Genomic DNA, 23,670 nt, shown 5'->3' on the forward strand with positions numbered 1-23,670 from the left:
TCACATCATGGTGGCGGACATTTCGCCGTCATAAGCAGCCCTGACCAGCCGTCGCATCTGAGCGAGGTCGAAGGGACGGGGATTGTTCTTGATCAGCCGGTCGATGCCGAGCGCCTGCTCGGCGGTCCAGTCGATCTTGTCCTCGGGAAGACCCAATTCGGCCAATGTCGGTGTGATGCCGATGGCGCCAAACAGCCGGCTCACCTCCCGGATGGTGGCATGCGCCAACGCATCGGCGTCGTCGCCCTGATGGGAAAGGCCCAGAGCAGTGCCGACTTCCGCAATCTCCGTGGCTGCGGCGGCAAGGTTGTAGGTCATCACATAGGGCAGCATGGTGGCCACGCCCAGGCCATGCGGGGTGTGGGTAAGCGCGCCAACGGGATACTGCACCGCATGGGCGGCGGCCGTTCCCGCCGTACCGAAGGCGCAACCGGCGGCCAGCGCTCCCATCATCACGTCGGCGCGCGCATCCTCGTCCGATCCGGCGCGATATGCCTTTTCGAGACTGCGGCCCAGCAGCCTGATTGCCAGAAGCGCGAAATGGTCGGTCAGAGCGCTCTTGCCGATGAAGACGTGCTGCTGCGGCAAATAAGGGGCGGCGCCGCGTTTGCCCGCTGTGAAGGCCTCGATGGCGTGCGTCAGCGCGTCGGCGCCGGCGATCGCCGTCAGGGACGGTGGACAGGTCACCGTCAGATCCGGGTCGCAAAGCGCTACGGCGGCGATGAGATGAGGGCTAGCGATACCCACTTTCAGCGTCCGATCCGGGTCGGAGATCACGGCGACAGGGGTCACCTCGGAGCCTGTCCCGGCCGTCGTCGGCACTGCGATCACGGGAAGGATAGGACCGGGTACCTTGAACTCGCCATAGTAGTCTTCGAGTCTACCGCCATAGCTGAGCAGAAGTGCTGCGCATTTGGCCATGTCGAGGCAGCTGCCGCCGCCGATCCCGATCACCATGTCCGGCTTGAAATCCTTCGCCTGCGCAATGCAGGCGGCGACGCTGTCGCGGGGCACATCCGGCAGCGTTCGGTCGTAGACCAGCATGTCGATCGCCGCGTTGCGCAAGCCAGCAAGAATCTCGGCGAACTGCGACGTCGCCGCGAAACGCTCGTCGGTGCAGACGAATGCGCGCTGCCCATATTTGGCGGCAACGGTAGGCAGCACATGGCGCTGGCCTTTGCCGAACAGGATCTCGCGCGGCAGGCGCGCCGCTGCAAACAAGCTCATGCACAGGATCCTTCGAAGACGGATTGAGAGCCAAGGCAAGTGGCTTCGTTCCGAAGACCGGCCGCGACGCCCCGGGTCATTATCATGCGGTATCCTCTATGAAATCGTATAGGATATAGGATTGAATTGGTCGGAGTATCGTGTTAGTGGGTGCTTCTGTCAAGGGGCAAAACAATGCAGAACACGGACCTGACGGTTGACGATGAAGCCCGCGCGCCCGGCCGCATCCAGCGCGCCAACAGCCTTGCTGGCGACGTTTACGAGGCAATCTTCGCGCAACTGATGTCTTTGAGAATTGCTCCGGGATCGCGCATCACAGTCGACAATCTCGTCAAGGAATTCAACGTATCGCATACGCCCATCCGCGAAGCGCTTGGCCGGCTGGAGGGTGAGGGCCTGGTGTTGAAGACCCACCTGATCGGCTATCGCGCCGCGCCGCAAATCACCCGTCGGCGCTTTGACGAGCTTTATGAACTGCGCCTTCTGCTTGAGCCTGCTGCCGCGGCCAAGGCCACGGCCAGACTGGACGACGAGCGCCTCGCCGTGTTGCAGGAGGCGGCTGGCGTCATGGTCCGGCGGGTGGGGAAAGACGAACGCCTACGCTATTCGAACTTCGCCCGTCAGGATGCGATCTTCCACGACAAGATCGTCGAGTTCGCCCAAAACGAGCTCATTCGCGAAACGCTGAACCACCAGCACACCCACTTCCATATCTTCCGCTTGATGTATCATTCGCGGGTAACCGAAGAGGCGCTCGACGAACACGAGGCCATTCTCGCAGCCTTCTCCGCGGGCGATCCGGACGCCGCCGAAAAAGCCATGCGTGCGCACATCGAAAATTCGCGAGACAGGCTCCTGCCTGCGTTCGAGTAGCCCTGGCGATGTTGCTTGTCCGAGGTACCCTCAAGCGCGGCGCGCCGCTGTTCGCCCAGCCTGCCGCCTACGAATGCTATCCCCCGTTCTGAGCCGATTTCGATCCCGGGAAGCGAGGCGCGAGGTGCACCTCGCCCCTGAAACAAGCCGAGAGGAAAAGACATGCCAGCCAAAAAAATCCTGATGCTGACCGGTGAGTTCACAGAGGAATATGAAATCTTTGTCTATCAGCAGGCGATGGAAGCGGTGGGGCACACCGTTCATGTCGTGTGCCCCGACAAAAGCGCCGGAGACACGATCAAGACGTCGCTGCACGATTTTGAGGGCGACCAGACCTATACCGAAAAGCCCGGTCACAACGCGCTGATCAACAAGACCTTTGCCGACGCCGAGAAGCAGCTCAGCCAGTACGACGCTGTCTACTGCGCCGGCGGTCGTGGCCCTGAATACATCCGCACCGACAAGCGCGTGCAGGCGATGGTGCGTCATTTTCACGAAACCAAAAAGCCGATCTTCACGATCTGCCATGGCGTCCAGATTCTGATTGCGGTCGACGGCGTCGTCCGTGGCAAGAAGGTGGCGGCGCTCGCGGCTTGCGAGCCGGAGGTGACGCTTGCTGGCGGGACTTACATCGATCTGTCTCCCACCGACGCCTATGTGGACGGGACGATGGTTTCGGCCAAAGGCTGGACTGCGATGGCCGCGTTCATCCGTGAATGCCTCAAGGTGCTGGGAACGGAAATCCGCCATCCTTGAACCGTTTGTGCCGGCGCATTCCTGACGGGATGCGTCGGTTCCTCAGCGGCGCTTCCGCCATCCACAAAGTTCAGACCAGCGAGCGCATCAGCGTTGCTTTTGCCGAAGCGAGATGCGCCTGGCAGGCCCGTTTGATGCGCTCGGCATCGCGACTTTCGAGTGCATCGATATAGGCCAGATGCTCCAGAATCGCCGCCTGGTTGCGCTGCTTTTCATCCTGCTTGTTCCACTGGTAGTGGTAGTGAAAAATGAAGCTGATGATATCGTAGAAATCGTCGATGAAGCGGTTCGGTGAAGCCTCGTTTATGAGCCGATGAAAGCGGTTGTCGAGGCCGGAAAAGTCATGATAGCGGGTTTCAATCCGCTTCAGCAATTCGGTATGTGCAACCTTGAGCGCGGCGAGCTTGTCCCAAAGGGGAGACGTGTCGGGTTGCCGTGAAAAGAGATGCGCGGAGCGCAGTTCGAACATCACCCGAATCTCGAACAGTTCGAGTGCAAAGTCCTCCGTGAAGCCCTTGAAAAGCCAGCCTGTATTCGGCCTTTTCTCGAGCAGCCCAAAGCGGCTGAACCGGATCAGGAACTCGCGAATTCCGTTGGTCGCAACACCGAATTGCCGCGCGAGTTCGAGCTCGTTGATGCTGGTTCCAGGCCTAGTGTCACCCCGCAGCATCCACTCCATGAACTGCTGTTCGACATGGTTCGCCCGCGACGTGGTTTCGGCGTCGGGATAGTAGTCGCTATCCTTGACCGCGCGGCCTGCCGTCCGGACGCCGCCGTGCTCGGCGACGAGTTCGCGGTTGGCAAGTTCTCCCAGAACCTTTCGAACGGTCGTGCGGCTCACACCTATCCGCCGTCTCAGCTCATTTTCGGAAGGGAGCTCCCCGGTCAATTGTCCATCCCGCAGCATGGTGGCGGCGCGGTTGAAGGCCTTCTTGTACACAGTGTCGGTTCGCATTGCATTTTCCCTAGAGCAACACCTTGTCCTTTCTAGCATGAACTTTATCCATAAAAAACAACTTGACCAAGTGATGGCGGTTGTTTTTTATCGATAAGAAGAAGCTGAAATACAGCAAAAGTTTTGACGACGAGGGCTCGCATAAGCTTTCGGCGGGGAGGGAAACTTTGCCTGAATCGGGAAACACCGGCACCACTGCCGGCGAGGCCGCGTTGGCGGAGCCCAGGAAGCAGGAAGCCGTTCCAGGCCTTGCGCTTGGTCTGGCTCTACTGAGCGCGGGTCCGGTCGTCATCCTGGTGCTGTTGATCGTCGTGCTCAGTTTTCTGTCACCCTATTTCCTGACAGGCCGCAACCTCAGCAACATCCTCGCCCAGACCGCCGTGATCTCGGTCGTAGCGATGGGCCAGCATCTGGTCATCCTGACACGCGGGATCGATCTTTCCGTCGGCTCGAACGTTGCACTGGCTTCCGTGGTCGGCGCTCTGAGCTTTCATGCCGGCGCGCCCGCCTTCGTGGTGATCGCGGTGATGGTTGGCTGCGGTGCGGCGGTCGGCGCCATCAACGGGCTTTTCTACGTCTTCGGCCGGTTGCCGCATCCTTTCATCATCACGCTGGCGACGTTGAGCATCGCCAAGGGGTTGGCGCTGCAACTGGCCGACGGGCGGGCCATCCCGGGAATGCCGCCCGCCATCGATGCGCTTGGCCGCGAGGCTGTGTGGGGTCTGCCTGGATCGGTTTTTGTGGTTGCGGGCGTTGCCGCGGTTCTTTTCGTCATGGCCAAAACGATGGTATGGGGGCGCTGGATCTATGCCGTCGGCGGCCGGCCCGACGCTGCGGTGCGCATGGGCATTCCCGTCTCCTGGGTCCTGGTTTCGGTCTATGTGATCTCAGGGCTGTGCGCCGGCATCGGCGCGGTCATCCTTGCCGGCCGCACCGACGCCGGCTCGCCCTTGTTCGGCAATCTGCTGGAACTGGATACGATCGCGGCGGTGATCATCGGTGGTGCCAGCTTTCTCGGCGGCCGCGGCCATCTGGGCCATGCCTTGATCGGTGCCATCATGATCGGTGTCATCCGCAATGCGCTCAACCTGCTCAACGTCAACGTCTTCTTCCAGCTCATCGTCATCGGCGTGGTCATCGTCATAGCGGTCGAGTCCGACGTGCTGCGCAACTATCTCGAAGGGCGCGTTCGCGTCATGCAGGCCCGGAGGCAGTCATGAGCGCGGTTGCATCCACTGTCGATCATGCAGCCATCGCCGACCATCCTGTGCTGGCGGTGCATGGTGCCACCAAGCGTTTCGGCTCGGTTGTGGCGCTGGACGATGTCAGCATCGAGGTCCGGCGTGGCGAGATCCTCGGCCTTCTCGGCGACAACGGTGCCGGCAAGTCGACGTTGACCAAGTGCATCAGTGGCGTCCATCAGCTCGATACCGGGGCCATCGTTCTCGACGGTGTGCAAACGCAGATACGCTCGCCCGCGGATGCGCGCTTCGCCGGCATCGAGACCGTCTACCAGGACCTGGCGCTGTTCGACAATCTGACGCCTGGACAGAACTTCTTTGCCGGTCGCGAACTGGCCTGGCCGCAATGGCTTCCGCGCGGCCTGCGATTTCTTCAACAGCGCAAGATGGACGCCGAGACCCGCGTTCTGTTGGCAAACCTCAAGGTAACGTTGCCGCGGCTGGACGCCGTTGTCGCCATGATGTCGGGCGGTCAAAGGCAAGCCATCGCGGTGGCGCGGTCGACCGTTTTTGCCCGCAACGTCGTGATCCTGGACGAACCGACCGCGGCACTTGGCCTGCGCGAATCGCGCCAGGTGCTCAACCTGGTCGCAGCGCTCCGCGACCAGGGCAACGCCGTCATCCTGATCACCCACAATATGGAACATGTCGTCGAGCTTGCCGATCGCGCCGTGGTGCTTCGCCAGGGCCGCAAGGTTGGTGAACTTGTGCCGACCAGGGACAACAAGCAGGAGCTGGTTTCCATGATCGTTGGAGCCTGATCTGTTCGAAATTTGGGGGCCGTTCCGGTCCGCAAATGCGTGAAGCGGCTTCCGTGGGAAGGCGCCTCAATTCCAAGGGAGGAATGGAATGCCAATGAACTCAAAACTGTTCGCTGGGCTGGCGATCGCCGTTGCGTTTGCGATGCCGGCTTGGGCCGCCGACAAGATCAAGGTCGGCCTGATTACGAAATTCCCGGTGCCGTTCTACTCGACCATGGAGGATGCCGCCAAGAAATACGCGGCCGCTCATCCCGAGATCGAACTGGTCACCGGCCAGGGCCAGGCTGCTACCGACATCGAGGGCCAGATCGCACTGATCGAATCCATGATCACGCAAGGCGTAAAGGGTCTGGCGATCACGCCGGTCGATCCGACCGTTGCACCGGCGCTCGACAAGGCCGTCGCTGCCGGCATCAAGGTGGTTCTCGTCGACAACAGCATTCCTGACTGGAAAGGTCAGACAGCACTGGTTTCGACCAACAATCTAAACGGCGGCAAGATCGCCGGCGAATATTTGAAAACCGTGCTCAAGAGCGGCGACAAGATCGGCATCCTGCAAGGTGTTCCCGGAGTGCCGGCGCTGGACGACCGGGTCACCGGCATGATGGAGGGCCTTGGCGACGTCAAGGTCGAGGTTGTCGGCAAGGGTGCAACCAATTGCACGCTCGAACTTGGCACATCGGTGACCGAAGACATCCTGACCGCCAATCCCGATCTCAAGGCGATCTACTCGGCCTGCGGCCCGCCAATCCCGGGTGCGGTCAAATCGATCAGCAATGCGGGCATTGCCAACGACAAGATCATCCTGGTTGGCTTCGACGCCTGCTGCGGTGAGATCGAAGCGATCAAGTCGGGCGCCGAAGATGCCAGCGTCGCACAATTTCCGGCAAAAATGGGGGAGTTGGGCATCGACACTGTCGTCAAGGCGATCCGTGGGGAAGCCGTGGAGGCCAATGTCGATACTGGCGCCGGCCTCGTGACGCTGAAGAACGTCAAGGACTTCGAATAGGCTCCCACACCTGGGCCCGGCGGTCATCTCAGCCGCCGGGCTCTTTTTGAAACATTTCAGGAAGATGGTCCGCATGAAAGCGCTCGTGTGCCGAAAGCCCGGCGAATTGAGCTTGGAAGATCGTCCGGCGCCCGGCTCGCCGGGCCCTGGTTGGGCGCTGATCAACATCAGCCATGTCGGCATCTGCGGCACCGACTACCACATCTTCGAGGGTAAACATCCGTACCTCGCTTATCCACGTGTCATGGGCCACGAAATTTCGGGAACAGTCGCGGCAATCAATGCGCCAGGGAAAATCGCGGCCGGAGAGAAAGTGCTCGTCAATCCCTACCTTGCATGCGCCAAATGCGTGGCCTGCTGCCAGGGCAAGCCGAACTGCTGCGTCGCGATCGAGGTGCTAGGCGTGCACCGTGACGGTTCCATGACTGAGCAGATTCTCGTGCCGGCACAGAACTTGATTCCAGCAACCGGCCTGTCACTGATCGAGGCGGCGACGGTCGAATTTCTGGCCATCGGTGCTCACGCGGTTCGCAGATCCATGGGTGGTCCGGCCAGTCGAACCTTGGTCATCGGCGCCGGCCCGATCGGCCTTGGCGTCGCCCTTTTTGCCCGCATAGCGCGACAGAGCGTGACCGTCATGGACGTCGATGCCAAGCGGCTGGCTTTTGCAGCAAAGCAGGGCTTCCTGGTAATCGACGGTTCGAAAGGATCGATCGTTGAGACGATAGCGGAGCGAACCGCCAAATCAGGTTTCGATGTCGTCTTCGACGCAACCGGAAACAGCCGTTCGATGCAGTCTGCCTTTGCCTATGTTGCCCATGGCGGCGTCATGGTGATGGTCAGCGTCGTGCCGGACGACATAACCTTCTCCGATCCGGAGTTTCACAAGCGGGAGATGATGCTGATCGGCAGTCGCAACGCGACGCAGGCCGACTTTCAGCACGTCATTGCCTCGATCCGCGATGGAAAAATACCAGTAGACCAACTCGTCACCCACCGCACGACCCTGCGCAACGGCCCACGCGATATCGCGATCTGGGCGCGGCAGAAATCCGGCCTGATCAAGGCCGTCATCGATGTGGCGGAATCTGGCTGACTCTGGCAGACACAATCATCTCAGGGTTGGCGGATTGTGCAACGAAGGCAGCAAGCAGCGAGGAGGTCCGTTGACCAACGAAATTGTCACGCCCATTTTCCAATTCGGCACGAGCCGCTTTCTGCAGGCGCATGCGGCTCTTTTCGTCCACGAAGCGCAAGCTACGGGCGATGCGTCAGGCCCGATCACGGTGGTCGCCATTAGCGGATCGGCGGCCGGCCGGGCCCGGCTGCAGGCGATTGCCCGCGATGAAGGTTATCCTGTTGTCATCCGCGGCCTGGAGGCGGGCCAGCGTGTCGAGCGAGAAATCCGTGTGAAGAGCATACGGCGCGCGCTCGACGCCGAAGTTGACTGGCCATCGCTGGTCACACTCTTCGCCGAACAGGCGGACTTCGTGGTCTCGAATACGGCAGAAGCAGGCCTCACCGTTCAATCCGATCTGGCCATCGATCTCACGCGCCGGCCAGACGTGGCGCCCCCAGGGTATCCGGCAAAGTTGCTCGCTCTGCTTGCGCAACGATTTGGCGTTTCCGCAAGGCCCGTCGTGGTGCTTCCGACCGAACTGGTTCAGCGCAACTTGGTCGCGCTGGCCAAGCGAAGCCGCGCTTCCGACGCGCTTTTGTCTTTCATCGCCGACGATTGCGTATTTGCCAATTCGCTTGTCGACCGCATTGTCTCGTCGGCGATCGAGCCAGTTGGCGCAATCGCCGAGCCATACGCATTGTGGGCGATTGAAAAGCAAGCTGGGCTGAGGCTTCCTTGCCGTCACCCCGCTATCGCGCTTGTCGAGGACCTCGAACGCATCGAGAGGCTGAAGCTATACATCCTGAACCTCGGCCACACAGTGCTTGCACAATGCTGGATGGACGATCGGCTGAGACCCGACCTGACGGTGCGCGAAATTCTGGAACTCGACAGGTATCGAGACTTGCTGACAGAGATTTATGGTTCCGAAGTCATTCCCGGCTTCAAAGCGCGGGAATGGAGCAGGAAGCGACAGCATACGTGGCGACCACGCTTGAACGGTTCGACAACCCCTTTCTCGACCACCGGCTGAGCGATATCGCTGCCGGTCATCTGATCAAGGTCCAACGGCGTATCGGCGGCTTTCTCCACTGGGTGCCGCAGCAGCGTCGTGAACAGTCGCCGTTTCTCGCAAAGTTTCTCTCGGCTGTTGATCAGAATGCGGATCGCCATAACGCCGTTCAGTAATTGAATCGTGGCGTATTGGCTCACCTACCTTTGCGATCAAAGGAACTGGAAGGAAGAACGCAATGGACCTGTTCAAACTGGATGGCGACGTCGCATTGGTCACCGGCGCCGGCAGTGGCATCGGTCAGGCCATAGCGGTGGGCTTTGCTGAGGCCGGTGCCAACGTCGCCTGCTTCGGTCACCCTTCGAGAGGTGGACTCGAGGAGACGGCGGCAAGGATCAACGCGCTCGGCCGCAAGGCACTGGCCATAACCGGCTCGGTGACGTCGGAAGCCGATCTCGCCGCCGCTGTCGAACGTATCGAAAACGAGCTCGGCGCGCTTACGGTTGCTGTCAACAACGCGGGTATTGGCGGCGCGCATGCGGCCGAGACTTTGCCGCTGGCAACGTGGGAAGAGCTTTACGGCATCAACGTTGGTGGTGTGTTCCTGTCCTGCCAGGCCGAGGCTCGCGTGATGCTGCCGCGCCGCAAGGGATCGATCATCAACGTGGCCTCCATGTCAGGCTCGATCGTCAACCGCGGCCTCCTCCAGACGCACTACAACTCGTCCAAGGCTGCGGTCATTCACATGACGAAGAGCCTCGCGATGGAGTGGTCGGACCGCGGACTTCGGCTCAACGTGCTCAGCCCCGGCTATACACTAACTCCGATGAACCGGAGGCCCGAAGTGACCGAGCAAGTGAAGAACTTCGAGCGCGATACGCCGATGGGCCGCCTCGCGATGCCCGAGGAGTTGGTGGGCCCGGCAGTGTTCCTGGCCAGCCGCGCTGCGTCCTTCGTCACGGGCATCGATCTCATAGTCGATGGCGGTTTCGTCTGCTGGTAGCAGAAACGAAGCAGGATCAAGCACCAAGGAAATCGTCAGCCGCCGACGCCAAGGCAGCGCATCACACAACCCTTTAGGCAGCCCGCACGATCGAGCGTTTCTTAGAGCCTCGCGACAGCATTAGTCGAGTTCGATGATGCTGCAGCCATAGGCCGGGAGCGACAGCCTACCGCCGCGCACTTTGCCATCGCCGAGCAGATCCTTGCCCGCGGGGACATTGCCGATGCTTGCCGGCTCGCCCAGTGTGTTGAGGATGAACAGCAGGCGGCGGTCCTTGCTCTCGCGGATGGTCGCTTCGACGCCGGCCGGCATGTCGGCGATGAGCGGCACGATACCGGCGGGCGCCAGTACTTGATCGGCCAGCAGCTCGACCAGAGCGTCGCTGAGGTACGTGCCGAGGTAGATCACATTGCCCTTGCCGACTTTGCGCGAAGTCATCGCGGCCTGGCCCTCGGCGAAGCGGCTGGCCCAGCTGCCGATAACCTCCGTGCCGGGCACGACGTTAAGCAGCTCATAAAGATGCGCCGCCGTCACCTGCGCATTCCCGATCTTGAGCTCGTATTGGCGGCTCGCCGACGTCGCTGGCAGCTTCTTGCGCACCGTGTTGGCGCCGAAGCGGCCGCCATGCTCGAACAGGCCCTCGCCGCCGATCGGCGTCAGCAACCCGAACTCCTCGACCGTGATCCCGGCCAGCGCCGAGAGCGTCTTGCCCGGCGAGGTGTCGCGGATGACGTGGTTGTTAACGTCGCGTGATCCGGTGCGGCCTCCCAGGATTACCGTTCCACCCGCCTTGGCGAAGGCCTCGATCCGCGCCGTCCACGCATCGGTCCATTTCAGCCAATGCGGCACGTATAGCGCCTTGAGCTTGCTGAGATCATCCTCGGGATGGATGAAGCCGCAGGCGATGTTGTGGCGGTAGCAATAGCGGTGCAGCAGCGTCGCATCGTCCTGGGGGCTCGGCATGCCGATTGGGCAGGAGCGGTGCATCTCCTGATTGTCGAAATCTGATCCGGCGATGCCTAAATCCATGCGCACATGCGTGCCGAGGATCTTGTCCTTGAGCGCCGTAACCTCACCCGCAAACTGCTTGGCCTCGTCATAGCGCCGCCGAGGGATATCGTCGTGATCGATGATGCCCATCCAATAGATCTCGGCGCCGAAATGCGCCGGCCGCCAGCGGAAGAACATCACGCCATCGGCGCCGCGCGCCACTGACGTATAGGCCATGCGGCGCATCTCGCCGGGTTCGGGCGTCAGCGTCGAGAAGTTCGGCTGCGCACCGAAGCCCGATTGCTGCTCGGGCACGATGAAATTGCCGGTGAAGCCGCGGCAGAGATCGAGACGCAGCGCCTGCGCCTCGCCGACGCTTCCGACCCGCTGCATCTCGTCATCGAGATGCGGGTAGATGTCGAAGCCGAGAAAATCGAGATCGGTCGAGAACTCGCCGCGGAAGTCAATGTCGTCGATCCGCCCCAAATTGTGGAAGACGAACCAGTCTGGATTGGTGGCGCGCAGGATCAGCACCTGATCGTGCTGGAACCGCGCCGTGACGAAGGCGAGGAAGCGGTGATAGTCGACCACATGGGTCGGCCCGACCGGGGCAGGAGCGTAGTCGAGGGGCAGCACCACTTGATCGAAAGCGTCGTAGGCGGTGGCCCAGAAATGCCCGCCCCACGCATCGTTGAGCGCGGCGATGGTCTTGTACTTGTCCTTGAGGAAGGCCTGGAACTCGGCCAGAGTCACCGGACCGTAGGACAGCGATCCAGAGGTATTGAACTCATTGTCCGTCTGCCAGCCGATGATGTGCGAATTGCCGCGATAATGCTCGGCCATCGCTTGAGTGATGCGCTTTGAATGCTCGCGGAACACGCCGCTCGCAAGATTGGCATGCTGGCGCGAGCCATGGCACATGGCGCGGCCATTGGCATCGACGCGCAACACTTCGGGATAACGCGCCGTCAGCCAGCGCGGCGGCGTCGCCGTCGGCGTGCACATGATGGTCTTGATGCCAGCCTTGCCCAGCCCATGTATGGCGCGGTCGAACAAATCGAAGTCGAACGTCCCCTCATGCGGCTCGAAGATATGCCAGGCGAATTCCGCAAGTCGCACCGCGTTGAAGCCCGCGGCTGCCATGCGGTCGGCGTCGCGTTGCCAATAGCTCTCATCGACATGCTCCGGGTAATGCGGGGTACCGACGAGGAAAGTGTCGGTCGCGATCGGCCGCCAGACAGAGAGCGGGGCGGATTTCGAGGCAGTCGTCATAGTCGGAAAACTCCAGGCGATAGTCTACTTGATGGCGCCGGCGGTGAGGCCGCCCTGCCAGAACCGCTGGAGCAGCAGGAATACCACGATGACCGGGATGATGCTGACCAGAGCGCCGGTGATGATGATCGAGAACAGCACCTGTCCTCCGCCACCGCCTTGCTGCGCTAGCTGATACCAGGTCGCCAGGCCCACCGTGATCGGCTGATACTCCGGCGAGCGCAGCACGATCAGCGGCAGGAAGTAATTGTTCCAAGTCCCGACGAACGAGAGCAGCGCCACGGTCACCATACCCGGCGCCACCAGCCGCAGCACAATGGCGCGGAAGATCACGAACTCGCCGGCGCCATCGAGACGCGCTGCGTCGAGCAGTTCGTCGTCGACGCCCTGCTCGATATAGACGCGCATCAGATAGACGCCGACCGGCGAGATCATCGAGGGCAGGATCACGCCCAGCGGATTGTCGCTGAGTCCCGAAAGCGCCAGCAGCAGGAAAGTCGGCACGACGAGAGCCGTCTGCGGGATCATCACAGCGCCCAAGACCAGCGCAAACAGCAGATTGCGGCCGACGAATTTGAATTTGGCTAACGCATAGCCTGCCGCGGTAGCCAAGATCGCGGCACCGAGCCCGGCGACGGTCGAATAGAGTAGGCTGTTGAACATCCAGCGCATGAAGACGCCGTTGTCGCGCGCCAGAAGATCGCTCAGATTCTGCCAGAGGTTGAACTCGGTGCCGAAGCCGAAGCCGAACGTGGTGAACAGGTCGCCATTCGTCTTCGTTGCCGATAGGACCAGATAGACCAGCGGTATGAAGCTGTAGAGAAGGAACAGTGACAGCAGCAGCGTGAGCATGATCCGCGAGCGCCGCCTTTCGCCGGGCCGGCGCCTGGCAGCTTCGAAAGTGGCGATGTCGGTGGTCGCAGTCATCATTGCTCCGGCCGACGGCGGTTGGCGATCAGGGTGAAGATGTAGGAGGCACCGGCGATCACGATGCCAAGCACGAACGAAACGGCGGCCGCATAGCCATACTGCTGGTTCTTAGTCGCAAGAGAATAGGCATAGAGGTTCGGCGTGTAGCTCGAATTGATGGTGTTACTGGCGAGCGCGCGCATCAAGTACGGCTCATTGAACAGCTGCAGTGTGCCGTTGATCGAAAAGATAATGGTGAGCAGGATCGCCGGCCACAGCAGCGGCAGCTGGATCAGCCGGGCAAATTGCCAGGGCGAGGCGCCGTCCATCCGCGCGGCCTCGGCAAGGTCCGACGGGATCGCCTTCAGCGCGGCGTAGTAGATCACCATATTGTAGCCGACATATTCCCACGTCACGATATTGGCCAATGAGAAGATCATCGCGCCCGGCGATAGGAAGTCCGGCGGCGGCAGGTTGAACGCCTTGGCCATCTGCGTGAACGGGCCGAAGGTGGGGCCGTAGAGATAACCCCAGATGATCGTCGCGATCACGCTCGGCACAGCGTAGGGGAGGAAGAAGCCGAGCCGGAAGACTCCCTTGGCATAGACCTGACCACGATCGAGCACGATGGCGAACAACAACGCCAGGGCCAGCATGATCGGCACCTGCACGATGCCGAACAGAACGAGGTTCCACACGCCGCCCCAGAATTTGGCGTCGTCCGCGACCTTGATGTAGCTGGCTGCACCCGCGAACTGCCGTCCGCCCACCAGCGTGTCGCGGTAGAGGCTCATGTAGAACGCATAGACCAGCGGCGCGACGATGAAGGCGATAAACAGCAGCATGAAGGGCGCCAGGAACAGATAGGGCGCGAGCGTTCGTGACGTAAAACCGCCCAATCGCGCTGGGCGCGTCGGTGCGGTTGGCGAATTCGACATTGCCATGGGTCCCCCGTCCGGCAAGATGAAGAGATCGGGCGCGCCGATCAAGGCGCGCCCGGCCGGTGCCCGGGAGGAGTTAGGCCACGGTGAAGCCTTGGTCCTTCGCGTAGGTAACCACGGCGTCCTGGACGCGGTCGAACGCATCCGACAGCGTGCCCTTGCCGCTGATCGAGGCGCCGAATTCATCGGACATCGACTGGTAGAGGAAGCCCTGGAACGGGCTCCATTCAAACGGCGCCACGGCACTCGCCGATTTGGCAAACACTTTGTTCACCTCTTGGCCGCCGAAGAATTCCGGCTTGGCGCTCGCCCATTCCGGGCTTGACAGCAGCGCGTTGGTGCAGGGGAAGAAGTTTTGCTTGGTGGTGTACAGCTTTGTGGCTTCGGGATTCGTGTTCAACCAGATCGCGACTTCGGCGGCCTCGGGCAGATGCTGGGTCGCTTTCATCACGGCCAGCGATGAGCCACCCCAAGCGCCAGTCACGAACTTGCTCGCGTCCCACTGCGGCAGATCGGCGGCACGCCATTTGCCCACGCTGGTCTTGGCGACCGAGGTCAGGAACAGCGGACCCCAGCCCGCAGCGAGCCAGGTGGCATAGCGACCCGAGTCGAGGCCGGTGTACCACTCATTGTTGAAGCCCGGCTTGGTCTCGATAACACCCGCGGTGATAAGGTCCTGCCAATAGGCGGCGAAGTCCTTAGCAATCTTGTCGTTGATCCTGATCACGAGCTTGTCGCCATCGCGGCTAACCGGCTTCCAGCCCATCGGCCACAACAGACCCAAGACCCAGTCGGCGTTGGCACCGAACGGCGCGTCGGTCATGAACACAGTCGGATCGGCCGCATGGATCTTCTTGCCCGCATCGGCAAACTCGGCCCAGGTGGTGGGCGGCGTGATCCCATGCTTGTCGAAGATGTCCTTGCGATAGAGCATCGCCATCGGACCGTAATCCTGCGGCGTGGCGTTGACCACATCGCCCATGGCGACCTGCGCCCATAGGCCTTCGGGGAACTCGCCCTTATGGGCATTGGCGTACTGGCCGATGTCTGCGAGGGCGTCGACCTGGCGGAAGCTCTCGAGGTGCTGGTATTCGATCTGGGCGACGTCCGGCAGGCCGCTGCCCGCCTGCACGCCCGCGCGGAGCGCGTTATACAACGGGTCCCCCTGGCCGGGATTCACGAGTTCGATCTGGATGCCCGGATGCGCGGCGTTGAACATGTCTACCTCAAGCTGGAGATTCGGCACCCACGACCATACAAGCACCTTGACGGGCTCGGCAGCGCGAACTGCCGCAGGCAGACCCGCTACCGCAACGCTCGCACCCGCAACTTTCAAGAAGTCACGACGCTGCATCATCCGCCCAAGCGGATTGAAAATCTTCGTCATTGAAGTCCTCCCACGAAAGATACGCTCCCACAAGACGCAGGGCGCGGTTTTTCTTTCAGTTAGAAACTTAATGCCTACAGACAGTTGCTGTCAATTGCGATCGATTGATCTTCAGTCGGCCATCACGAGGCTGTCGGCAGGGTTGAGGGTCGTCGCATCGAGCACCAGGCGCACCGCTCCAAGCACGATGTCGCGGTGCCCCAGCGCGCCTATCACGAGGCGCGGCGGGTCGTACACATTGCCCTTGAGGCGGTGCCGCAGCACATCGAGCACCAGATCACCGCCGCCGACGATCCGGCCCGCCAGTACGATGATTTCGGGATTCATGAAGGCAGCAACACTGCCCACCGCCATCGTCGCATAGTCGAGCAGTTCGGTCACGACTGGTGCGATTTGGTCCGCCTGCCGGTCGGTGAGGGCAGCCAGGGTGAGCTTTCCCGCCGCATACTGGATGTTGGCCTCTGCGAGCATCTTGGTCGCCTGTTCGGGGATGCCGAAAAAGCGGAGCGATTGCTTGTCGCCCAGATGTTCGAACGGCCGCCCGGTGAGGAGGGGGTCATCGAGATACCAGCCGAGCTCGCCCGCCGCATGCGAGTGCCCGCCATAGAGCTTGCCGTCGATCACGACGCCCGCGCCGGCACCGGGCCCGATCGAGAGGCTCACGACACTGTCGGCGCCACGCCCGGCCCCGAATCCCCATTCGCCCACGGCGGCGAGGTTGCGCCCGTTCTCGACGACGATGGGCATCTGAAAATGCTGGCTGAGCCGCGCTCGCAACGGCATGTCGCGCCAGCCGAGCCCGAGCGTCAGCACCACTTCGCCCTCCGGCTGCCTGACAATCGAGGGCAGGCCAATGCCGATGCCGCGAATGGTCTGGCCGCGCGGGTGGGGGGCCGCCATGAGCCGGCGGATCAGGCTGACCAGCTTCTCGAAATTGCGCTCGCCATCATCGTCGGCGGTCTCGTGCATTTCGGTCTGCACGACGCCCTCGAGATTGGCCACGGCGCCATAGAACTCGCCCTTGCCGGCCTCGATGCCGATGATCGCATGCGCCGCGCCGCGGAACTTGATGCGTGCCCGGGGACGGCCCCGGACATTGGCCTCGTCAAACCCGTCATACGCCACCAAATCCTCGGCAATCAGATCCTCGATCACCCGCATCACCGTCGGGATGCTGATGTTCAGTCGCTCGGCGAGGCTCGAAGGTGATGCCACTCCTTCGGTGCGGATCAAATCCACCACGGCCGAACGATTGAGTCGGCGTAACAGGCTCGACGTCGTGGGCTGGCGCTTCATTCATGGACCAGTTGCAAAAGGCCGGCGGACCGGCAACGAGCGTCGGCATAGACCAGAACCGTGCCAGAGTCCGCCTTTTTCTGATGACGCCGACCGTCAGTTGTCACTCCGCAGTGAAAGCTACCGCGGTAGCCCGTTCGATGACTACGGCGATCCGTGGCGGGCGTCCAAGCCCACCGGAGTCACTGCGCATACTCGTGCAAATAACTGACTCCGGTTGCTTCAATCGGTTACGAGCTCGTCCGCCTTTGGCGCGGAACCAACATCAATGGGCGCTTTTGGCGCAAAGCGGTCCGCACTACGCTGGACGCAACGGTCGGCTTTCTTGCCAGCCATCCTGAATGCTGCCGGACCGTTAACCGCCAAATGCTGCCGGGCTGCAATGCGCCTCAGTTCGGACGCCAGCATATAGGTTCCCATCGCTTGAGAGCGGACATACAAATGAGATCGCCGTAGTGTGCCAACTAACCCGAGGCGGCCTGTACGAGATTTTGAATGTCCACCAGAAAGCTGACCGTGCCGATATCCGCGGCACGTTGGCCAACGACGAGCAACAGGCGCTCACCCCAGTGGTTGGCATCGATGCCGATCACAGGTTCGCGGAGTTTGCTCGGACAGTGCGCCCAACGTCACCGTTGACCAGACGGTGCTCTCATACTTGCCGGAGTTCAGCTGCCTTTTGTCCGAACTTGGAGACGGGCGTAGACGCGCCGTCGTCGATGATGACGACGGCGCGCCGCTCCTCATATCGGCAGGGCTTTTCCAGTCTGCTCTGCCACCATGTACTCCGCATACCAGTCCGGCCAGTTCTCGTCGCGTTGGCCGCCGGTGCGCTTTTCGTGCTCGCCATGGGCGGCAGCCGCACGTCGCAGCGTGGCAGCGAATTCGTTCGCCGAGGTGAACGTCGTGACGTCAGTGTCCACTCGTCCCGGCAATCGCGCGGTCACTTCCTGAAGCAACCAGCTGTTGCCGTCGGGATCGCTGAACGTGGCGAACGAGGAATAGCTGCGCTGCTCCGGATTCCGGCCGCTGACCGGCGGCTTACCTGGACCGGCACGGTGAAATACTTCGCTCACCGCCACTCCGCGAGCGACGAGCTCGGTGCGGGCCGCCTTGATGTCCGATACGATGAGATAGAGGCCACTTGCCGAACCCGGCTCGGCAGTCGTGATGCCATTGCCGAAATGGATCGAGGCCGAGGAGCCTGGAGGGGTAAACTGTACCCCCCGGAAAGTGTCGCCGACGACGAAGTCCCCGTCGAGCCGCCATCCCAGACCGCTGTAGAAGCCTTTGGCACGATCGACATTCGAGACCGGGATGACGACAACTTCCAGTTTCATGTCGACTGTCTGCAATGCGACGGCTTCAACGCCAGTTTTGCTCTGCTGAATCATGTTCATGTCAATCTCCTTGGTGTTATGGATCGGTTGAATTGCAACACTGTCCGCTTCGTCACGCCGCGACCGCGAGCCGGTAGCGCGCCGGCATTGCGCTGAGCGATAGGTTCGGGATGAGCTTTTGCCGCGCAGCTTCGTAAACATCCCAGTCCTCGCGGTTCGGCAGCGAGGGGATCGTCACGAGCTCGCCCTGGTCAAAGCCGGCCAACGCCGCGTCGACGAGGTCGTCCGATTGCATGACCATCTCGCTCGGCAGCTGCTCGATCGAGCCGCCCGCGGCGTCCCAGAAATTCGTAGCGACGGCACCGGGCAGGACGGCTTGGACGCGCACGTTTCTGTCGGCAAGCTCTTTGTCGAGCGACAGGCTCAGGGCCAGCACGAAGGCTTTGGTAGCGCCATAGACGCCGTTCAGAATTTCCGGCGCGACGCCGACGGCCGAGGAAAGGTTGATGATCGTACCGCCGCCGCGCGTCACGAATGCCGGGATCACGGCGTAGGTGAGCCGCGTGAGCGCGGTCACGTTCAACTTAATCATGCGCTCCATGTCGTCAACGTTCGACTCGAGTAGCGATACCAACGCCCCGGAGCCGGCGTTATTGACCAGCATGGTGATGCCGGCATCGGTGGCGAGCAGTGTCTCGATGCGCTCGAGATCGGCCTTGTCGTTGAGGTCAGCAGCAATGGTGCCGACTCTGCGGTTCGTCGCACTTGCGACGCGCTTGGCCACGTCGTCCAGCTTGTTCTGGCTGCGTGCCACGAGGATGAGGTCGTAGCCGCGGCGGGCCAAGCGGTCGGCATAGATCGCTCCGATACCGGCGGAAGCACCGGTTATCACTGCGATACCTTTCGAGGAAGTCGTCATGGTCGTTCTCCTGTTTCGATTTGTGTAGGTTGAAGGCACGTTTGCTCAGCAGCGGAGCGGCTTCATGCCGGCCCGCATTGGTAGGAAAAACGGGGCGGTTAGCCGCCCCGTTCAGCTTCAGATCGATTGCCGCAGCGGACGGAAGGCTGCCCGGAGTTCGTCAGAGAACAGCTCCGGCTGCTCCCAGGCAGCGAAATGCCCGCCTTTATCGACTTCGTGGAAGTAGACCAGGTTGCGATAGGCGCGTCTGGCCCAGGTCTCCGGCGCGAGAAAGGTTTCCAGCGGAAAGACCGTAATCGCCACTGGAAGCGAGATCTGGTCGGTCATCTCCGGGGCCGCAAGCACCGGACTGCGTCCGCCATACTCCCAGTAAATCCGTCCTGCCGAGGCCGCGCTGTTGGTCAGCCAGTACAGCGTGACGTCATCGAGCACCTCGTCGACTGATTTTTCTGGATCGCTACTGCTGTACGTCCAATGCGAGAACCCCGGATGCCCGAGCATCCACGCTGCAAGGCCGGACGGCGAGTCGGAAAGTGAGTAGCCGATCGTCTGCGGCCGGGTGCCCATCATAACCGCGTAGGACCTGCTGCCCATTTTGGCAGCCGCGCTGAGCGCGTCAAATGCCGCGTGTTCCTTCTCGGAAAGGCCCGCCGGCGCCGGTCCCCCGGCAGCCAGTAGGGAAGCAATCTCAGGCGGGATGACCGCCGGCAAATTGATATGGATGCCAAGCAGTCCAGCCGGCGCCTGCCGCGCCATCGCGTTGGAGACGGGAGAGCCCCAGTCGCCGCCCTGGGCGACGTAACTTGTGTAGCCAAGCCGGGTCATCAGAATAGCCCACACTCGTGCGATCCGGTCGGGCCCCCAACCCGCGTCCCTGGGCTTGCCAGAAAAACCGTAGCCCGGCATTGAAGGCATGATGAGGTCAAAGGCGTCTTCTGCGTGTCTCCCATGCGCAGTCGGATCGGTGAGCGGGCCGACCGTCTTGAGCAGTTCAAACACGGAGCCGGGCCAGCCATGCGTCATTATCAGCGGCATGGCGTTCGGATGACGCGAGCGCACGTGGACGAAGTGAATGTCAACGCCGTCGATCGTTGTCATGAATTGAGGCAGGGCGTTAAGCTTGGCCTCGGCTTTCCGCCAATCGTAAACCGCACCCCAATATTCGACGAGGGGCTTGAGTTTCGCGAGCTTGATACCCTGCGATTGATCAGCCACCGTCTCTTGGTCAGGCCAGCGCGTCGCGGCGATGCGCCGGCGAAGCTCATCGATCTCGTCCTGCGGGATACTAACCGCGAAGGGGCGGATCAACTCGGAACCGGCAGCTGCGAAGAGCGTACGGGGAAGCAGGGTGGCCGCCGCCACCGCGACCGTCGTTGCCAGCAGTTCGCGCCGTGAAAGCGATATTGCAGACATAATTTCCTCCTAAGTCCAGCCGCCTTTTCGGAGGCGGTGCCGGTTGTACTTCTGCAGGCAGGTGTTGCCCGACGAGGAGAACGTAGGCGCTGCCGAATTCGAGGGCCAATTAAGCTCCATGAGGAAATCTGAAATTTTCTGAAGCAATCCGAGTGCCTGATAACGTCCACAAACGGTGAGGACCGCCCATGCCCTTGCCTGTTCGGGTCCTTCACGAGACAATGGTGACCTTGGCCAACCGAGATCAGGATTTTGGGACAGTTCGAACCACGTGTGTTTGAGTCCCGCGGATGGGAGGTTGATGTCGCGAAGCGCGAGCTGCGCGCGCATGGCGCGGCTGTTCCTATCGGCAGCCGTGCATTCGAGATTATCGAGACGCTCGTGGAGTCTGCGGGCGGTCTGGTGAGCAAGGACGATCTGATGAGGCGCGTCTGGCCCGGCCTCGTCGTCGAGGACAACACCGTCCAGGTCCATATCGCGGCGATTCGCAAGGCATTCGGTACTGACCGCAGCATGCTGATGACGATCTCCGGCCGTGGTTACCGGCTCTTGGGCGACTGGACGACCCAAAAAGAGATTTTGCCAGCACAGCCGGATGTTCCCGACCGGGCGCGAACGGCCGCCCATCCCTTCCTGACCAACGTGCCGGTGGCGGCCTCCGCGCTGGTCGGCCGGGAAACGGCAGTCCAGCAGCTACGGGATCTTCTCTCCGCCTACCGGGTGGTCACCCTGACGGGGCCGGGCGGCATCGGCAAGACAGTACTGGCCTCCGAAGTTGCCCGCAGGATGTTTCCGACATTCGACGGCGATGTCCTGTTTGTCGAGCTGGTTTCGCTGATCGATCCAGATCTGGTGGCGTCGAAGGTCGCTCAGGTCCTCCACCTGCAACTGCACGGTGATGAGGTGTCGCCGGAGACGGTAGCGCGGGCGATCGGCAGCAAGAGGGTCCTGTTGGTTCTAGACAATTGCGAGCACGTCATCGACGCCGCAGCGACGATGGCGGAAACCCTCTTGCGTCTCTGCCCGCACACGACGGTGCTTGCTACGAGCCAAGAGGTGCTGCGCATCGAGGGCGAGTGCGTCTACCGCGTGCCCGCGCTAAAGGTGCCCGCGGAGCGTACCCCAGAATCTGGCGACGTTCTCGAACACAGCGCCGTACAGCTATTCGTCGCAAGGGCGCGCGCGCTCCGGGGGGAGTCCCTAGCGGAGGATGACAAGCTCGCGATCATCGTCGCGATCTGCCGGCGCCTCGACGGCATTCCGCTAGCCATCGAGTTTGCGGCGACGCGAGCTGCGTCGCTCGGCATCCAACAGGTCGCGGAACATCTGGATGACCGCTTCGCGTTGCTTACCGGCGGGCGGCGAACGGCGCTGCCGCGGCACCAGACGCTGCGGGCAGCGCTGGACTGGAGTTACGATCTACTGCCTGATACGGAAAGACGCTTGCTGCGGCTTCTGGCGATCTTCCCGGCAGGTTTCACGCTGGAAGCCGCCAGGGCAGTTGCCCGCGATACCGAAGCCAATGTCGCGCTCGGCATATCGAGCCTCGTCTCGAAGTCGCTAGTCACCTTGGATGGATCGGAGGCGAGCAGGCGCTGGCGGCTGCTGGAAACTGTGCGCGCCTACTCGTTCGAGAAGCTGGTCGAAAGAGGCGAGCGTGACAAGGTCGTAAGCCGTCTTGCGGAATTTTGTCTGCTTTTGTTCGCACCCTTCGCAAAGGAGGCTGAGCTCCAGGCAGCCATCGACGATCTCGGCCATTATGGCCGCGAAGTCGACAATCTTCGAGCAGCTTTAAGCTGGGCGTTGTCGTCAGATGGCGACCCTGCGTTGGGGGTTGAGCTCGCCGCGGCGGCAACGGATTTCTGGATCGCCTTATCGCTTGCCACCGAGTGTTGCGAATGGGCCGAAAAAGCGCTGCTGCAATCCGCCGTAGCTGGCACACGCAGCGAGATGGTGCTGCAATGCAGTCTCGGAATCGCCCTGATCTATACGCAAGGGATGAGCCCTCGCGCTCGCGAGGTACTGCTGCGTGCGCGCGAATTGGCGCGGCAATTTGATGATTTTGATTATCAGCAGCGCGCAACTTGCGGACTGTGGCTATTCTCCGCACGCTCGATGGCCTTGAACGACGCATTTGCTTTTGCTCGCGAATACGAAGAGGTCGCCCGAGGCCGTGACCTCAAATCCCAGGCAACCGCCGCTTGGCTGGTCGGCGTGCCGCAGACGTATTTGGCCGACCATGTCCAGGCTGGCGAGCGGTTGCAGTGGGCGACCGATCACTACCCCGTGGCAAGCCGGCGCCTCGACATGATCAGACTCGGCGGTGATCCGCGTTCTTCGTCCCTTGCCCACCGCACGGTCAACTTGCTGTCGCAAGGATTTTTGGATGTGGCATCGGACGAATCGAAGAAGGCGGTCGTCGAAGCGCGGGGAACGAACCAGCCAACATTGTTATGCGTCGCCCTTGCATGGGCTGCCGGCTTCATCTCGCTAAGTCTCGGCGAGTGGGGACAGGCCAACGAATGCGGCGAAGAGCTTGTCGCCATTGCCTACGAGCACGCATTGCGCCCCTTTCACGCTGCCGGTCTTTGCATAAGAGGCACTCTTGCGGCAAAATCTGGCGAGCCCGAAGCCGGAGTGGGTCCACTTCGTTCCGGCCTTGCCGCGATGCAGGAGGCGAGATACCTGCTGTTTTATCCATTTTTTCGGACGGAACTTGCCGCGGCACTCGGCGCGATGGGACGTTTCGACGACAGCCTCGGAGAAATCGACGACGCGCTGCGCTTCGCGGTAGACACCGGCTATCGATGGTATGTTCCGGAAATGTTGCGGATCAGGGGCGAACTGCTGGCGCTGCGGAGCTCGAGCGACCAGGCGTCGATCGAAGATTTGTTCCGCCAGTCGATGAGGCAAGCAGCAGCGCAGCAAGCAGTTTATTGGGAGCTGTCCGCAACAACCAGCCTTGCCAGCCTTTTGCGAAGCCAGCACAGAGACGCGGAGGCGCGCGCGGCGCTCTCTCCGGTGTACAATCGGCTTACTGAGGGCTTCTCCGCATCAAGAGTGGAACGGGCCAAAACTCTGTTGGATCAATTGGCCTAATCGGACTGGCGACAATATCCGTCTTGCGTACACGATCACGGAAGTTTCGTGGCACTGGTGTCAATGTCTGCTTGTGCAGTGGACGGCTCTCCGACAACCGTTCACCCTGCTCCGTGGTAGGTTGCGTGAACGATCGCGAGCCACGAC

General features: G+C 61.6%; 21 protein-coding genes. 10 read left to right on the plus strand and 11 right to left on the minus strand.

The annotated features are described in order from the left end of the window. A complete protein-coding gene (locus AC1DZ8_RS13490; protein ID WP_477304762.1) occupies nucleotides 1–1,227 on the minus strand; it encodes an iron-containing alcohol dehydrogenase in 1,227 nt (408 codons plus the stop codon). A 174-nt stretch (nucleotides 1,228–1,401) separates the two neighbouring features. On the opposite strand from AC1DZ8_RS13490, the gene AC1DZ8_RS13495 reads away from it, so the two are divergent. Both AC1DZ8_RS13495 and AC1DZ8_RS13500 read left to right on the plus strand, forming a co-directional pair. Next, nucleotides 1,402–2,100, plus strand: coding sequence for a GntR family transcriptional regulator (locus AC1DZ8_RS13495; RefSeq protein WP_477304760.1), 699 nt, complete (start codon nucleotides 1,402–1,404; stop codon nucleotides 2,098–2,100). Nucleotides 2,101–2,262: 162 nt separating this feature from the next. Beyond that, nucleotides 2,263–2,856: a DJ-1/PfpI family protein gene (locus AC1DZ8_RS13500; protein WP_477304758.1), complete on the plus strand. Its 594-nt coding sequence runs from the start codon at nucleotides 2,263–2,265 to the stop codon at nucleotides 2,854–2,856. A gap of 70 nt (nucleotides 2,857–2,926) precedes the next feature. Here AC1DZ8_RS13500 and AC1DZ8_RS13505 read toward each other — a convergent pair whose 3' ends face one another. Further along, the gene (locus AC1DZ8_RS13505) at nucleotides 2,927–3,811 is read right to left on the minus strand and encodes a GntR family transcriptional regulator (protein WP_477401053.1); all 885 of its coding nucleotides are present in this window, start codon (nucleotides 3,809–3,811) and stop codon (nucleotides 2,927–2,929) included. Between the two features lie 269 nt (nucleotides 3,812–4,080). Between AC1DZ8_RS13505 and AC1DZ8_RS13510 the strand changes: the two genes are divergently transcribed. From AC1DZ8_RS13510 to AC1DZ8_RS13540, 7 genes are all read left to right on the plus strand, one after another. After that, the gene (locus AC1DZ8_RS13510) at nucleotides 4,081–5,031 is read left to right on the plus strand and encodes an ABC transporter permease (protein ID WP_477304852.1); all 951 of its coding nucleotides are present in this window, start codon (nucleotides 4,081–4,083) and stop codon (nucleotides 5,029–5,031) included. Next, nucleotides 5,028–5,813: an ATP-binding cassette domain-containing protein gene (locus tag AC1DZ8_RS13515; protein WP_477304754.1), complete on the plus strand. Its 786-nt coding sequence runs from the start codon at nucleotides 5,028–5,030 to the stop codon at nucleotides 5,811–5,813. Before AC1DZ8_RS13510 ends, AC1DZ8_RS13515 begins: the two co-directional genes overlap by 4 nt. A gap of 88 nt (nucleotides 5,814–5,901) precedes the next feature. Next, nucleotides 5,902–6,822 carry a sugar ABC transporter substrate-binding protein gene (locus AC1DZ8_RS13520; RefSeq protein WP_477304752.1) on the plus strand — a complete coding sequence of 307 codons (921 nt, stop codon included), beginning with the start codon at nucleotides 5,902–5,904 and terminating at the stop codon, nucleotides 6,820–6,822. Between the two features lie 73 nt (nucleotides 6,823–6,895). Then, nucleotides 6,896–7,918, plus strand: a complete 1,023-nt coding sequence (locus AC1DZ8_RS13525) for a zinc-binding alcohol dehydrogenase family protein (RefSeq protein WP_477304750.1) — start codon at nucleotides 6,896–6,898, stop codon at nucleotides 7,916–7,918. A gap of 70 nt (nucleotides 7,919–7,988) precedes the next feature. Continuing rightward, a complete protein-coding gene (locus AC1DZ8_RS13530; RefSeq protein ID WP_477304748.1) occupies nucleotides 7,989–8,975 on the plus strand; it encodes a mannitol dehydrogenase family protein in 987 nt (328 codons plus the stop codon). Next, entirely contained in the window at nucleotides 8,924–9,130 is a 207-nt protein-coding gene (locus tag AC1DZ8_RS13535; protein WP_477304746.1) for a hypothetical protein, read from the plus strand. Before AC1DZ8_RS13530 ends, AC1DZ8_RS13535 begins: the two co-directional genes overlap by 52 nt. A gap of 62 nt (nucleotides 9,131–9,192) precedes the next feature. Next, nucleotides 9,193–9,957, plus strand: a complete 765-nt coding sequence (locus AC1DZ8_RS13540) for an SDR family oxidoreductase (protein ID WP_477304744.1) — start codon at nucleotides 9,193–9,195, stop codon at nucleotides 9,955–9,957. A gap of 120 nt (nucleotides 9,958–10,077) precedes the next feature. Here AC1DZ8_RS13540 and AC1DZ8_RS13545 read toward each other — a convergent pair whose 3' ends face one another. The 9 genes from AC1DZ8_RS13545 to AC1DZ8_RS13585 all read right to left on the minus strand — a co-directional run bounded on the left by AC1DZ8_RS13545 (nucleotide 10,078) and on the right by AC1DZ8_RS13585 (nucleotide 20,424). After that, on the minus strand, nucleotides 10,078–12,219 hold the full coding sequence (locus AC1DZ8_RS13545; RefSeq protein ID WP_477304742.1) for a beta-galactosidase: 2,142 nt from the start codon (nucleotides 12,217–12,219) through the stop codon (nucleotides 10,078–10,080). A gap of 24 nt (nucleotides 12,220–12,243) precedes the next feature. Further along, nucleotides 12,244–13,146, minus strand: coding sequence for a carbohydrate ABC transporter permease (locus AC1DZ8_RS13550; protein WP_477304739.1), 903 nt, complete (start codon nucleotides 13,144–13,146; stop codon nucleotides 12,244–12,246). Next, nucleotides 13,146–14,066 carry a carbohydrate ABC transporter permease gene (locus tag AC1DZ8_RS13555; RefSeq protein ID WP_477304737.1) on the minus strand — a complete coding sequence of 307 codons (921 nt, stop codon included), beginning with the start codon at nucleotides 14,064–14,066 and terminating at the stop codon, nucleotides 13,146–13,148. The genes AC1DZ8_RS13550 and AC1DZ8_RS13555 overlap by 1 nt, the downstream gene beginning before the upstream one ends. Before the next feature lie 79 nt (nucleotides 14,067–14,145). After that, nucleotides 14,146–15,456 carry an ABC transporter substrate-binding protein gene (locus AC1DZ8_RS13560; RefSeq protein ID WP_457154143.1) on the minus strand — a complete coding sequence of 437 codons (1,311 nt, stop codon included), beginning with the start codon at nucleotides 15,454–15,456 and terminating at the stop codon, nucleotides 14,146–14,148. 111 nt (nucleotides 15,457–15,567) lie between these two features. After that, entirely contained in the window at nucleotides 15,568–16,752 is a 1,185-nt protein-coding gene (locus AC1DZ8_RS13565; RefSeq protein ID WP_477304735.1) for an ROK family protein, read from the minus strand. A 464-nt stretch (nucleotides 16,753–17,216) separates the two neighbouring features. Further along, complete coding sequence (locus AC1DZ8_RS13570; RefSeq protein WP_477304733.1) at nucleotides 17,217–17,345, minus strand: hypothetical protein; 129 nt, start codon at nucleotides 17,343–17,345, stop codon at nucleotides 17,217–17,219. 150 nt (nucleotides 17,346–17,495) lie between these two features. Beyond that, complete coding sequence (locus AC1DZ8_RS13575) at nucleotides 17,496–18,152, minus strand: VOC family protein (protein ID WP_477304731.1); 657 nt, start codon at nucleotides 18,150–18,152, stop codon at nucleotides 17,496–17,498. Between the two features lie 52 nt (nucleotides 18,153–18,204). Beyond that, complete coding sequence (locus tag AC1DZ8_RS13580) at nucleotides 18,205–19,011, minus strand: SDR family NAD(P)-dependent oxidoreductase (RefSeq protein ID WP_477304729.1); 807 nt, start codon at nucleotides 19,009–19,011, stop codon at nucleotides 18,205–18,207. Between the two features lie 117 nt (nucleotides 19,012–19,128). Continuing rightward, on the minus strand, nucleotides 19,129–20,424 hold the full coding sequence (locus AC1DZ8_RS13585; protein WP_477304727.1) for an epoxide hydrolase family protein: 1,296 nt from the start codon (nucleotides 20,422–20,424) through the stop codon (nucleotides 19,129–19,131). 252 nt (nucleotides 20,425–20,676) lie between these two features. On the opposite strand from AC1DZ8_RS13585, the gene AC1DZ8_RS13590 reads away from it, so the two are divergent. Further along, on the plus strand, nucleotides 20,677–23,523 hold the full coding sequence (locus AC1DZ8_RS13590) for an ATP-binding protein (protein ID WP_477304725.1): 2,847 nt from the start codon (nucleotides 20,677–20,679) through the stop codon (nucleotides 23,521–23,523). The last annotated feature ends 147 nt before the right edge of the window (nucleotides 23,524–23,670 follow it).

It is taken from the genome of Mesorhizobium sp. P2_F7, from assembly GCF_056403695.1.